This is a genomic window from Spirosoma lacussanchae (assembly GCF_005870035.1).
Lineage (GTDB): Bacteria > Bacteroidota > Bacteroidia > Cytophagales > Spirosomataceae > Spirosoma > Spirosoma lacussanchae.
This window is the reverse complement of the sequence record NZ_SWJG01000010.1, coordinates 150030-164056: the sequence shown is the minus strand read 5'-3', so window position 1 is coordinate 164056 and position 14027 is coordinate 150030. Positions and strand designations below refer to the sequence as shown.

The following is a 14027-nucleotide window of genomic DNA, read 5'->3' as shown; positions in this document are numbered from 1 at the left end:
CTTTCAGGCTACGTGATTTGCTTCGCCCCCTGAATTACTGGTACTTTGCGGTTTGCCGCCGGGTGGTGGTCTCTGTTTTGCCGATGAGCCAGCGTTTCGTTTCCATTATTCTGCTCAATTACAACTCCCACCGCTTCACTATCGACTGCGTTGAATCGATTGTTGACAAAACGAAAGGGATTGACTTCGAAATTATTATCGTCGATAATAATTCGAACCCGGCCGATCTGATGGCTCTGGAAACGCTGACGGCACAGCCGAATGTGCAGCTTGTCAGGAGCCGTATCAACCTGGGGTTTTCGGGCGGAAATATGCTGGGCGTTCAGGCCGCCAGTCCGCGGGCGACCTACTATTACTTCCTGAACAACGACTGTGTACTGCGGACCGATGTGTGTACACAACTGGCCGATTTTATGGATGCCACGCCACAGGCTGGCCTGAGTGGCGCGCAGATGTTTGCGGGCGACGGTTCCCGCCAGCAAACATTTGGCTACCTGCCTACGCTGGGCAGCAAGCTGCTTGGGCACGGGGCCGTTCGACGGTTCAACCCGGCCCTGTATCCGCCTTTGCAGCAGGTATATACGCAGCCGGTTCAGGTGCCGTTTATCATGGGCAGTACGCTCTTTGTGCGGGCGTCGGCGTTTCAGGCGATTGGTGGTTTCGACGTGGCTCATTTCCTCTACGTAGAAGAAGAAGACCTGGCCAAACGGCTTCAGCGGGCCGGTTATACGGCCTGGCTGGTGCCTGAGGCCGAATATGTCCACTTTACCGGACAGAGCACAGCCCGCAATTACGACATCGAAAAAGAGTACTACATTTCGCTGTTCCATTACTTCCGGAAATACCATTCGTGGCCCGAACGTGTCCTGTTCCGGCTGTACTATTTCATCAAAAACGGACGTAAATTCCGGCGTGACCCGATCTTCGGGCGGCTGGCCTGGTTCATCGGGCGGGGTAGTCCCATGCGCGAGAGTCTGCGCTACCGTCAGACCATTGGACATAAGTAGTTTTCCTCTTTCGCTACATTTGGTTTCTATTTTGCAGATACCCCGGTCGGATACCTCCACCCGTATCCAGATGACCGTTTATAAACCCATTCACTATGCTTACATTTCGTATCCTTGTTCTCAGCGCGCTCGTCGGTTTGTCGGCCTGTTCGCGCAACCCCGTGACGGGCAAGCGCCAGGTTGTCTTTATGTCGAAAGAGCAGGAAATTGCCCTCGGCCAGCAGTCGCACCCGTCGGTTGTTGCTACGATGGGGCTGTATGATGACCAGAAACTACAGGCCTTTATCAACGAAAAAGGAAAGGCTATGGCGCGGATTTCGCACCGGCCCGACCTGCCTTACCAGTTTTACATTGTCGACTCGCCCGTGGTAAACGCCTTTGCGGTACCGGGCGGTTATGTTTATTTCACCCGCGGCATCATGGCCCACTTCAACAACGAAGCGGAGTTTGCCGGGGTACTGGGTCATGAGATCGGTCATATTACGGCCCAGCATTCGGCCCGCCAGCAAACGAGTCAGCTCTTCGGCACGGCGGGTCTGATTCTGGGGTCGGTGCTGCTCGACAAAACGGGGCAGCTGACCGAAGCCGCGTCGCAGGGTTTACAGCTGGCCTTGCTGGGCTACAGCCGGGCCCACGAGTCGGAGTCGGACGAAATTGGCGTTGAGTATTCCAGCAAGATCGGCTACGACGCCCGTCAGATGGCCGGCTTCTTCGGTACCATCAAACGCATCCAGGATAATGCCGGTCAGGCTATTCCGCAGTTCATGAGCACCCACCCCGATCCAGGCAACCGCCAGGCACGCGTGAACGAGCTGGCCCAGAGTTATCAGGCTAAAAACCCCGCCAGCTACAGAACCGATCGGGAGTCGTACCTGCGCATGATTGACGGAATCATCTTCGGCGAGGACCCCAAACAGGGCTTTGTCGAGAATAATCAGTTCTATCATCCTGAGTTGCGGTTCCAGTTTCCGGTACCTGCCGACTGGAATCACCAGAATTCGCCGGAGCAGTTTCAAATGGGGCCCAAGGATGGCCAGGCAGCTATGATCCTGATGTTGGCCAAAGGTGGCTCACTCGATGAAGCGGCCCAGAACCTGGTGAAAGAGTTGAGCCTGAACGTACTCGAAAACAGCCGCACCACCATCAACGGCAACCCGGCTCTGTTCCTGGTTTCGCAGCAGCAGGCGCAGCAGCAGCAGGGCCAGCCACAACAGCAGCAGGATCCCAAAACCCGGCTGCAGATCGCTACCTGGCTCATCCAGTACAACAACGCCGTTTATGCGCTGCATGGCCTGTCGCAGGCCGCTGCGTTTGGTAACCGTCTGCCTACCTTCCGGCAGGTGGCGGGGGGCTTCCGGGCACTGACCGACCCCGATAAGCTGAACCGCAAACCCGAGCGCGTCCGGATTCAGGCCGCCCCGCGCGATGGTTCGTTCCGGGAGGTGATGACCGCCCTGAACATGCCCGCCAGCCGACTCGAAGAACTAGGCACGCTGAACAGCCTCAAAGCCGACGACCGCATAACCCGCGGAACCCTGCTGAAAACCATAAGCCGGTAGGCAGGTACAGCGCATCAGCTTCGGCGGCCGTACTTACGGAAGGCCTGTACAAACTGATACAGCATGTAGGCAATGATGATGCGCGACAACGAGTCTATAAACCGGGCCCTATCGGGGTGTTCGATAGGGCCTTCTATGAAGTTTGACTTATGGGTCGGTAGCAGAAATTCCGGATAGTAACTCATCAGGTGAAAAAAAGCGTCTCTATTGTCTGCTACCAACCAATGCGCAGTCGGCTTATAGCCGATACTACAGCCGTACATCCCAAACAGGAGCAGGCTGATAGCAATGGTCCACCAGAAGGCTCGGGTCAGGCTGTTGCCGAAGTTGTTGGACAGGTAGTTGAGGGTGAGTGATACGAAATCAGCGCGTTCTTTCCGGTTAAGCCGATCCTGTCTCGATAGTTTATCGGCTAGGCTGGAAACGCTTCGGCCAACAAAGGCAACCGCCTGCGCGCTCCCGCTGAGAAAAGCCTGCAACCAGCGTGGGAGCCGACTGGCCAGTTCATCCTGAATTGTTTTTAAGTACCGGGCCTGGTACTCCAGCGCCTGAACGGTGTTGCCGTTGTTTTCATACACTTTCTGGAGCTGTCCCAGGGCCAACTGCTGCTGTTCCAGCACGTGATACTCGCGGTATATACCCTTTGGAGAGGGGGTAACCACACCCGGAAAAATGGTACCTGCTACAAAGATTTCGAGCAGTTTGGAATTGTAAAATTCGAAACGAACGGCATCTTCCAGCTTGCAGCCAATGAACTGGGCTTTACCCAGATCGGAGTTGCGAATCTCAATGCTGGACTGCCCCTCAGCAACCCGGTCTACGTTGCTGAATTTGAGATTACCGAGGTTGTTGAAATCCTCAAAAATCAGCGTCCTGAAGATCACGTTGTTGATTTGTAAGACAGAATCTTTCCGGAAGTTATTCAGGAACCTGAGTGTATCGATTTTTACGGCCCGGATCAGGCCCTCGGGCAAAAGCTGGTTATTGAACGTAATGGTACCAATCTTCGATTCTTCCACGAGCAGGCTTTGCAGACCGGGAGCGCCCGTCAGCGACAGTTCATCGACCGTACTGTCTTTCGCGATGTTGATCGTTTGTAGATCCGAGCGGTCGGCAACCAGCAAGCCGCCGACCGCCGACTCCCTAATGCTCACCGCACCCAGCGTAGCTTCTTTCTTGAGCGTAAACGCCCCCACGTTTTCTGACCGGCTGATGGTCAGGTTGCGCAGTACCGAACTCGAAAGGGTTGCGTTGCAGATGTGCTGTTCAGTGGTAATGTCGCTTATGGTCAGGTTGCTGACTACGGATGAGTCGATGTAGAAACCTGTATAGAGAAGCGAATCGTCAGTAGGTTTTTCTATGGTGCTGTTGGTGATGACGATTGTTTCGACCGATGAATTTTTAGAAAGCTGTATTCCGGTAATGACTGAATCGGATATGACCAGGCGCTTCACCGTTGAGTTCATCAACTTGATCGGCCCGTTAAAATTGGGACAGTCGGTAATCTCAATGGATTCAAATTCGCACTGATCGATCAGCCACAGCCCACCCATCGTGGTATTCTGAATAGTAAGCCCAATGTTCTTCCAGGCTTTGATTTCCAGAACGCCCGTTTTAACATCGTTTATCGTTACTTCTTTGATGAACCTGGGTGGCGTATCGCGCTCATCTTTTTTCCCATTGATATAATATTGCTTGATAACAACGGGCTCAACGCTATCCAGACTGACCTTCGCTTTATTGGTGAGCAGCCTGTCGAGCTGGGCAATAAAGTCTACTTCGGATAACCGACGTCGCCTGGCCATCAGCGTCCGTTCATAAAGCGTAATACCAGCTGCTGATGCGTTTTATTGTAGGCCAGGTACTCAACCCGATACCCTTTCCGGCGGGCAAACTCGTGGGTGGCTTTGTATTCGTGTTCTTTCCACTCACTCTCGCCCTTGTCCAGCCGTTCGTCGTAGAAGTAGTTATACCCCTCGTCCAGCACTACGACCGTAACACCCGGCACAATGCGGTCGTCCAGTTCGCGATAAACGGTTTTGGCAGAGCGGTAAATATCAGTGTCGATGTGTAGCAGCTCAACGTGCTGATCGGCCTCCAGTCGGGTTCTGATGAATACGGGCAGCGTTTTCGAAATTTCACCGATCACCAGCTTCACATTGGCCAGCGGCACGAAGGGAATATACGGTAAACCCGACTGGTCGGGATGGGGAATCATTTTGAACTTCTCTTTCTCGAAGTGGCCCCGCCAGTCTTCCGGCAAGCCTTCGCAGGAATCGAATCCCCATACATCCGTATAATAGGCGAGCGCGGCAATAAAGTTGATTGTACGACCGGTACAGAACCCAAACTCCAGGTAGGTTCCTTTCTTTTGTTGCCGGAACTCCCGGGCTTTCCGAACCGCAAACTGCAGAATCTCACTATCGCTTTCCAGCGCTTCGGCATTGACCAGCTCTGTTTTTACAAACTCTGTAGCGCTGGCATTGCGGCCTTCATAGCCCCGGTTCGCACTGTTGAAATGGAGGATATTGTTACCCCGGTCTTCGACACCGGTACTGGGTGGCGAAATAAGGATTTTTCTGAGGTTAATCGGTGAGTTCTCCTGGTTGATGATGAGAAGTTTGTCTGCCGCAGCGTGGTTGCTCATAGGTATGGATGGTGAGTAAGGTTTGCGTACGAAAAATATCGGTTTTTCAGGTCATAATCAGTGCATTACGGAGTTCTGGTCGTTAATTTACCTGACGGCGTAAACATTTGTCTGTAAGTGGATTACTTATAAAGAAAATCCTTCCGGGCTAGTCGTAACTACCCGGAAGGATTTCAGATAAATTAAAACCGATGCCGTTTACCAGACGTACGTGCCTACGGCCCCTTCGGGCAGACTAGTGCTGACGCGTTTGCCATTATGCTGAATGCTGAACGACTGGGTAGCCGGGCTGCTGTTCAGTACAATCAGTACCCGGCGCCCATCGGGGATTTTGAAGGCCACGTTGGGCAGGGTCTCGGAGGTGTTGGACTCGATACGAACCGAACCTGGTCGCACGAATTTCGACGCTACGGCGATGTTGTAATAGGCCGGGTTGCGCGTAACGGTATTGCCATCCAGCGTGATGGCTCCCAGACACTGCGTACAGCCGCCGGGGGTGTAGGGCTGCTGCTTCGGGTCGGCCGCGAGGTTCCATTCCAGTACGGTACGGCTCCAGTTGCGGGTAGCGCCGATGATCAGCGTTTTCACGTGCCAGGCCAGGTCGCCCTTCAGGTTGCCGGGGGCGCCAATCCACTGCTCGGTAAAATACAGGTTCTTGTCAGGATGGGCCTTGTGTACCTCAGACAGGGCACTGATCGGACCCGCGTAGAGGTGAAACGCCGAGCCGTCGACGTACTGTTTCGCGTCCGGATCGTTTAGGATCGAGATGGGGTAGTCGGGCCGGTCGGCGTTATGATCGTACAGGATAATCTTGGTGTCGATACTGGCTTGCCGAAACGCCGGACCCAGGCTTTGCTTAATAAACTGCGCCTGATCCTGCGGCAGCATCAGCAGGCTGGGATTGTTGCCCGGATGGAGCGGCTCGTTCTGAATCGTGATCGCATCGATCCGGATACCTTCGGCCTTCATGCCTTGAATGTATTTGACAAAATACCGGGCGTAGGCATCGTAGTACTCGGGCTTCAGACTCCCCCCCTTCGAGTTGTTGTTGGTCTTCATCCAGGTGGGTGGCGACCAGGGCGACCCCAGAATTTTGATAGCCGGATTGATGGCCAGAATCTGCTTCAGGACCGGAATCAGATGAGCCCGGTCCGGCGCCAGTGAGAACTTCTCCAGATTGGGGTCGGTCTGGCCGTCGGGCAGGTCGCTGTAGGAGAAAACCCGGTCGTCAAGGTCCGACGCGCCGATGCTGACCCGCAGATAGCTGACCCCAATACCGTTGTCTTTTGTCGAAAACAGCTCGTTGAGCAGGGCCGCACGGGGGGCGGCATCCATGCGATTGAGGAGCATGGCGCTACCCCCTGTCAGCGTATAACCGAACCCGTCGATAGACTGGAATGTCTGGCTCTCGTTAACGGTGATGACCGGTTGCTGACTGCTGGCATCGCTGAACCGGAGTAACGCCAGTTGCCGGACAAAAAGCGCCGACCGGTCGGGATTCGTGAGCCAGTATTCGACGCCGGTTGAGGCCGTCTGGCTCGGGATGCTACGCTGGCAACTGCTGCCCAGCCCCATCGTAATCAGCAGCGATAGCGCCAGGGCGGGTATGTTGAAGGGGTTATGCATAGGGAAAAAGGAATGCGGGTTTCGACGTGCAGTAGTCGGCTGGTGGGGCGGCCGTGTCAGAAAGCCCGGCCCTGTAAGCCGACTACTGTACGTCGACTGGGTGGTTAGTAACCCGGGTTCTGCTGAATCAGGGCGTTATTGTTGATCTCGCTCTGCGGAATGGGGAACAGCAGGTAGTTGACATCCTGCGAACCGCGCACCCGCTGAATAATGGTCAGCGCCGTTACGCGGTGGATGGCGCTGGGGTCGGCCTGGGTATGCCGGGTATACCGCAGCAGATCGAACCACCGCTCGCCCTCAAAAGCCAGCTCCAGCCGACGCTGCCGGTCTACTTCGTCGCGGAAGGCCTGCTTCGTGGCCAGGGTAGCCAGCGTAAGCGCCGGTAAGCCCGCGCGGGTCCGTACAGCATTTAGCCGGGTCAGGGCGTCCGGGTTGGGACCGCTTTGCTCGTTTGATGCTTCGGCAAACATCAGCAGGACATCGGCCAGTCGCAGCACGTAGTAGTTGTCCGGGCTGTTGAAGGCGTTGGGGTTGCTGCGCCATTTGTAAACAAACGGGCCGTTGTCATTGGCATTACCCGAGCGGGCCATCACGAAGCTGGCGTGGTTGCGTCCGGCCTGGGTTATCTCGCCCGTAAACTTCCAGCGCAGGTCGTTGAGCGTATCGGCATACTGGATCAGCTCCGCTGTCGGAATGTTGAATTTCGGGAAAGAATACGTTGCCGGGGGCGAGGGCAGCAGCAGATCGGGTAAGACGAACCCACCATCGGCATTGCCCGAAAACTGGACCTCTACAATCGACTCGGCATTGTTGTCGGGCGGGAACAGGGCGTTGAAACTCGGCGACAGCTGGTACTGCCCGCTGCTGATCACCTTGTTGGCCGCCGTAGCAGCCTCGGCCCACTGACGCTGGGTTAGGTACACCCGCGCCTGGAGCGCGTTGACGGCCGTTTTTACGATACGGGTCCGGTTGGCCGCCTGGCTACCGAAGCTGGCAGCGGTGAGCTGCTCGGCCTGCTGGAGGTCGGTCCCGATCTGAGCGTAGACCTGCTCAGGAGTTGATCGGACCAGGGCTACCGCGCCCGGCTCGCCCGACTCCGAGGGGTCGAGCCGGAGGGGTACTCCACCGTACATCCGCACCAGGTTGAAGTAGTGCAGCGCCCGCAGGAACCGCGCTTCGCCCAGGATTTGATCCCGGCGGGTGGCATCCATCGAGATAGTCGGTACGTACCGCAGCACGGCGTTGGCCCGGTTGATCCCGATGTATGAGGCCTGAAAAATACCACTCACCTGCCCCGTCTGGGGTGTCCAGATCAGTCGCTCCAGAGCGTTGACGTCGCCGTTGTTGCTGGTTACGTTGTCGGATGGCATTTCGCCCACCACGTTCAGGTCCTGTCCGTAGAGACTGGTTTGTTGAAGCGCATCGTACCCCGCGGTCAGTGCGGCCTCGGCGTCGTCGGCAGTGGTGAAGAAGTTTTCGGGCGTGATACTGGGCAACGGCTGCTTGTCCAGCACGTTACAGCTCGCCAGAAAAAAGAAGGGGATACAGAATATGATAAGACGTTTCATGAATCTTCGATTAGAAAGTGACATTGAGACCAGCTGTGTAGGTGCGTGCCTGCGGATAAACGCCGAAGTCGCGCCCGAAGCCAACCGACGAGAACGGGTCGGCGCTCACCTCGGGATCATAGCCACTGTAGTTCGTAAACGTGAGTAAGTTCTGACCGGTCAGATACACCCGAACCCCGCCAATTTTGGCGCGTTGCAGGAATTTGCCGGGCAGGTTGTAGGCCAGCGTCAGGTTTTTCAGCCGAACGTAGGTACCATCTTCCACAAAACGGGTCGAGAACCGGTTGTTCTGGTTCGGGTCATAGCGAACCGCGCGCGGTAGGGTCGTATTGGTGTTGGTCGGCGTCCACCGGTTCAGCACCGCCGTGGTCTGGTTGAGCGGGTCCGACATGCCCTCGATCGTTACCCGGTTCTGGTTGTATATATCGTTGCCGAAACTGCCCTGGAAGAAAACACTCAGCTCGAAGCCCTTGTATGACAGGTTGTTGGTGAAGCCAGCAATAAAGTCGGGGTTTGGGTTGCCGATGATGGTGCGGTCGTTGGCATCGATGCGGCCGTCGCCGTTCAGGTCCGCAAAACGAATATCGCCCGGCTGCGGCTGACCCGGTTGGGTAGCGGCCTGCGCAATCTCCTGCGTCGACTGGAAGATACCCTGCGTCACGTAGCCGAAGAATGCGCCCAGCGGTGCACCTTTCTGGGTGATGGTGTAAGCGCCAATGATAGTGCGGTCTACTTCCTGCCCCTGCTCATTCCGCAGCGTACCGATGTCGATGACCTGGTTGCGGTTCAGCGAGAAGTTGAGGTTGCTCGACCAGGTAAAGCCGTCGCCTTCGCTCTGGATGTTGGTGCTGTTGATACCGATCTCGAAGCCTCTGTTCTCAACGGTGCCGATGTTCTGTACCGTTTGTGGGTTGAGGGCACCGGCGTTGAACGGCAGCGGCACGCTGGTCAGCAGGTTGCGGGTTTGTTTCAGGTACGCGTCGAGCGTAACCGTCAGCCGGTCTTTGAAGAAACCGGCGTCGACCCCGGCGTTGTATTGGTAGGTCGTTTCCCAGCTCAGGAGGTTATTCCCGATCCGGTCGGGGGCAATACCGCCCGAGATGCCCGCAGCGCCCGCATAGTTGTAGCCCGAGCCGTAGGTGCTGAACCGGTCGTAGGCACCAATTTCCTGGTTACCGTTAGCCCCGAAGCTGGCGCGGACTTTCAGGTCGTTAAGGGCGCTGTTCTGCGGGAAGAAGGGCTCCCGCGATACGCGCCAGCCCAGCGATAGGGCCGGGAAGTAGCCGAAGCGGTTGCCCGGCGCGAACCGGCTCGATCCGTCGGCGCGCAGGCTCAGCGTGGCGAGGTAGCGTTCGTCGTAGTTATAAATAGCCCGCGCAAACAGGCTGAACAGGCCCCACTGGTCCTGGTAGCTCGACGGGCGGGTAAACTGCGTACCGGCCGAGAGGTAAGGCACGGCGTTAGATGGGAAACCCGTTACCGACGCGCCCGAGGTGAATCGGTCCGACGCCTGAACCGACTGTCCACCCAGCAGGGTCAGGTTGTGTTTATCGCCCAGGTTGGGGTCGTAGGTCAGCGTATTTTCCCACAGCCAGATCACTTGCTGGTTGGTGCCGGTACGGGCGCTGCCGCGGGTAGCCGGGCTGGCGTTCTGCGTGCCCGGGTAGTTGCGCGACACGAACTCGTTTTCAATCTGCGACCGGAAGTCAAGGCCCAGTGAGCTTTTGAATGTCAGGTTTTTCAGTACGTCGAATTCGCCATAGGCGTTACCGATGACCTGGTAAATCAGCGCGTTGTTGCGGGTTTCGAGCAGGTTTCCTACCGGGTTGTCGAACTGCTGGAACGGGTTGATGCTGTAGGTGCCGTCGGCGTTGCGGATCGGGATGGTCGGAATCTGCGCCAGCGCGCCCAGTACTGTACCCGAGTTACCGGCTCCCAGTTCGCTCCGCACGCTGCCGTTGGTGTTGGTGCGGCTCAGGTTAAGACTGGTACCCAGCCGGAAACGGGTGCTCATTTGCTGATCGAGGTTCAGCTTGAAGTTATACCGGTCAAAACCCGAGTTAAGTGCGATACCATCCTGCTTGAAATAGCCGCCCGATACGTAATATTTCGTCTTGTCGGTGCCGCCACTCAAGCTGATCTGGTAGTTGCGGATGGCGGCCTGCCGGTACACGGCATCCTGCCAGTCGGTGTTGGTCGTGAGCGAGTCGGGATTACCGAAGGACGGCGCCTGACCGGCCGCCACCTGCGCGTCGTTGTAGTAGTCGGCAAACTGACGGCTGTTCAGCAGGGGCAGCTTTTTGCGCAGCTGCTGAATACCGTAATAGGCGCTGAAGTTCACCTGTGCCTTGCCGGTTTTACCGCGCTTGGTCGTGATAACAACCACCCCGTTCGAAGCCCGCAGGCCATAAATAGCCGCAGCGGCTCCATCTTTCAGTACGTCGATTGATTCAATATCGCTGGGGTTGAGCGTGTTGAGGGGGTTGGGGCGCTGGTTGCCGACGCCCAGTTCTCGATCGTAGGTAGGCAGTACCGGTACGCCGTCGATGACGTACAGCGGGGAGTTGGTCAGGCTGACGGAGTTGTTGCCCCGAATCCGGACGTTGATGCCGGCTCCCGGCGCGCCCGTTGGCGACGTAACCTGAATACCGGGTGCCTGCCCCTGCAAGGCCTGATCGAAACCCGCCACCGGCTGACGCTCGATCGATTTGCTGTTTACCGAGGTTACGGCCGTGGTCAGCTCCTGCCGACGCTGGGTGCCGTAGCCGACCACCACCACTTCTGACAGCGACTGCACATCGGTGGCCAGTGTAACGGTAAAGTTAGTCTGGCCGTTAACGGGCACTTCTTTGCTCTGAAAACCTACGAAGCTGAACACCAGCACGGCACTGTTGTCCGGTACGTTGAGGCTGAAATTGCCGTTTACATCGGTGACGGTGCCGGTTGAGGTACCTTTGATTACTACGCTTACCCCGGGTAGTTCTTCGCCCGCATCACTGGTTACTTTTCCGGTCACGGGCAGGGCGGCCCGGTCGGCGTTTGGGCGTACCGACGGGGTAGGGGCGGCCGCGCGTTTCAGAATGATTTGCTGACTCGATACCTCATAGGTGAGCTGAAGCGGGGTCAGCAGCCGGTCGAGCACAATGGCCAGGGGCTGGTCACGCAACGACAGGCTCACCCGGCGGTCGGCCCGGATTAGTTCTGAGCTATAGAGAAACCGGACTTTAGCCGTTTTTTCCAGTTGTTCCAGTACGTTATCAACGGTTTGGTTGGTGCATACCAGGTTAATCCGTCGGTCGAGTAGCTCCTGGCCCCGGCTGTCGTGGGCGAGCGAAACACCCGCAAACGCAACGATCAGAACGAGCTGTAGCAGACTGATTTGCATGATTGTAAAGACCTGCTCACGCAATTGTCGTTTGTTTTTCATAATTTTTGACACTGATTGTTAATTCTTCGGGAATTGGCAAAAAAGATCCGTAGCCTCTCGCTGAGGCCGATGTTTGGCGACATCGTACGGACTGGTTCCGGCCGTCGGTGTTGGCGCACCGGCGGCCTTTTTTGTGGGTAATGCGCTGAGCGTGTTTAGGGCATATTGGCTGGCGTTTGGGTTATTAGTTCACATTTCGGTTTAAACGGCGGCTGTATACGGCCGGTCAGGTACTAGTTACAGCCCTGGCTGGTGATGATGATCTGCCCGTCAACTACTTCGTAGCTGGACTCGGTACCGGCGCAGATCCAGTCCAGCTTTTTGTACAGCGATTCATCATCGAGCCGGGCAGTCAGGGTACAGGTGGCCATCAGGGCTTCGTCGAAGACAATATCGACACCGTAAGCCCGCTCCAGCGCAGCGAACACATCGGCAATGGGTGTTTGTCGGAAAGTAAAAGCAGTCGTTACGGGCTGGTTATCGATGCGCACCGGTTTGGCCACCAGCGAGCGCAGCAGTCGGCTATCGTCCCGGATCAGGGTAGCCTGCTGGTTTGGCGTCAGGATCATCCCGCCGAGTTCGCGGCTGGCCTTCTGGGTGGCTGCCTGGCCATCGGACTGCGCAAAGACCGACACTTTACCCGTCCGTACCGTAACCAGTATGTTCTTATCCTCTTCGTAGGCCTTCACGAAAAAGCTGGTACCCAGTACTTTGGTGACCATCTCGTTGGCGTAGACCAGAAAAGGGCGTCTGGGGTCTTTCTGTACTTCGAAGAAGGCCTCGCCGGTTAGATATACCTCGCGTTTAGCGGTCGTAAACTGACGCGGGTAGCTGATGCGGGTATTCTGATACAGCACAACCTGACTGCCGTCGGGCAGGGTTAGCCGCCTGGGCCGGGTGGTGGTGTTGCTCGTTTCCTGCAGAGGTTGGGTGGCGCTCCTGACCAGATGCGTATAGGTCGATGCGGTAGCAGTAGGAAGGTCGTTCAGGCGGGTTTGGTACAGCCAGAACAGACCGACCAGCAAAGCAACCGATGCCGCCAGGTAGTACCAGCCCGAGTGGCGCCACTGACTGGCGGGCATCGGCCGGACCCGGTTGCTGTCCTGCGCCTGTGCCTGCTGAACGAGCTGGGCTACTTTCTGATCAATATGATCGTCGGTCAGATGCTGAAACTCACCTTTGATGGCGAGGAGCTGCTGCCGTGCCTGCTGAACCACGGCCTGCTTGTCGGGATGGCTGGCCAGCCAGGATTGCCAGAAGCCTTCGTCCTGCGGTAGCGGATGAAATACCCACCGACGGAAGGCAACATCTTCCAGGAAATCGTCGAACTCGAAGAATTGATAATCTTTCATTGAAAAAGGCAGTTAAATGCCTCTGTACAATGGATTATCCCCATTTGGGGCCGGTATACTCAATTTTCGACGAATTTATTTTGCGATTACCGGGGCGGTGCAGCCCCGCAGCTTACAGGAACAACGTATACAGCAACAGCAGGCCGTAGGTCCAGTGATCGCGCAGGCGTTTGATGGAGTTCTGAAGGAGGTTGGCTACCGACTGGGCATGAATGCCCATGGTCTGTCCGATCTGTTCGTAGGTCAGGTTTTCGTAATACCGCAGATACAGGGCTTCCTGCTGCCGTTTCGACAGGTCGGCTACCCGGTATTTCAGCTGTTTCTGGTCAAACGCGCGATTTTCTTCGCTGATGATCTGATTTTCGGCGTTGGCGTCTTCGCCAATATCGAGCCAGTCGTGCAGGGTTTCGCTGGGATGGCCCTGCTTGCGGTGTAGTTTGATGAGGTGGTGGCGGAGGGTCTTGAGCAGGTAGAACTTGACGAAGAACGTATCGCTCAGCTGAGTCCGGTGCTCCCAGAGTTTCAGAAATATATCCTGAATGGCATCCTCGATAAGCGTCTGATCCTTGGTAAACCGCGTGGCGTAGCTGACTAACGTCCGATAGTATTTTTTGGCCAGCAGGCCGAGCGCTACGGTATCTCCTTCCCGAAATCGTTGCCATAAGGTATGGTCTTCGTCCGGAAAGGAACTGGGGAGAACAGACATGAACTAGTAATCAGATAAATCAACCAGGCAATTTATCTATAGAACAACTTAAGCTCAAAAAAGTGTATATGCCTGAAAAAAAAGCAGGCAGCAAAAACCATCCGGAGAGGAGATGCAACGCCATCCGGACAGCAG

Annotated in this window: 9 protein-coding genes; 2 read left to right on the top strand and 7 right to left on the bottom strand. The window is 56.2% G+C overall.

Annotated features, from left to right (window positions below):
* Window positions 1–17: 17 nt before the first annotated feature.
* Together FBR45_RS23815 and FBR45_RS23810 are read left to right on the top strand one after the other, a co-directional pair.
* A complete protein-coding gene (locus FBR45_RS23815) occupies window positions 18–1007 on the top strand; it encodes a glycosyltransferase family 2 protein (RefSeq protein ID WP_246082358.1) in 990 nt (329 codons plus the stop codon).
* A 95-nt stretch (window positions 1008–1102) separates the two neighbouring features.
* Complete coding sequence (locus FBR45_RS23810) at window positions 1103–2566, top strand: M48 family metalloprotease (RefSeq protein WP_138506998.1); 1464 nt, start codon at window positions 1103–1105, stop codon at window positions 2564–2566.
* Window positions 2567–2580: 14 nt separating this feature from the next.
* Here the strand turns inward: FBR45_RS23810 and FBR45_RS23805 are convergent, their stop codons facing one another.
* The 7 genes from FBR45_RS23805 to FBR45_RS23775 form a co-directional block, all read right to left on the bottom strand.
* Window positions 2581–4371: a hypothetical protein gene (locus tag FBR45_RS23805; protein ID WP_138506997.1), complete on the bottom strand. Its 1791-nt coding sequence runs from the start codon at window positions 4369–4371 to the stop codon at window positions 2581–2583.
* Window positions 4371–5213, bottom strand: coding sequence for a class I SAM-dependent methyltransferase (locus tag FBR45_RS23800; protein ID WP_138506996.1), 843 nt, complete (start codon window positions 5211–5213; stop codon window positions 4371–4373). Before FBR45_RS23800 ends, FBR45_RS23805 begins: the two co-directional genes overlap by 1 nt.
* Window positions 5214–5411: 198 nt before the next feature.
* Window positions 5412–6788 (bottom strand): glycoside hydrolase family 30 protein, encoded by a 1377-nt coding sequence (locus FBR45_RS23795; RefSeq protein WP_246082362.1) that lies wholly within the window; start codon window positions 6786–6788, stop codon window positions 5412–5414.
* A gap of 155 nt (window positions 6789–6943) precedes the next feature.
* Window positions 6944–8407 carry a RagB/SusD family nutrient uptake outer membrane protein gene (locus FBR45_RS23790; RefSeq protein ID WP_138506994.1) on the bottom strand — a complete coding sequence of 488 codons (1464 nt, stop codon included), beginning with the start codon at window positions 8405–8407 and terminating at the stop codon, window positions 6944–6946.
* Window positions 8408–8417: 10 nt separating this feature from the next.
* A complete protein-coding gene (locus FBR45_RS23785; RefSeq protein ID WP_138506993.1) occupies window positions 8418–11834 on the bottom strand; it encodes a TonB-dependent receptor in 3417 nt (1138 codons plus the stop codon).
* Between the two features lie 233 nt (window positions 11835–12067).
* Entirely contained in the window at window positions 12068–13186 is a 1119-nt protein-coding gene (locus tag FBR45_RS23780) for a FecR family protein (protein ID WP_138506992.1), read from the bottom strand.
* Between the two features lie 112 nt (window positions 13187–13298).
* Window positions 13299–13892 (bottom strand): RNA polymerase sigma factor, encoded by a 594-nt coding sequence (locus FBR45_RS23775; RefSeq protein WP_138506991.1) that lies wholly within the window; start codon window positions 13890–13892, stop codon window positions 13299–13301.
* Window positions 13893–14027 lie beyond the last annotated feature (135 nt).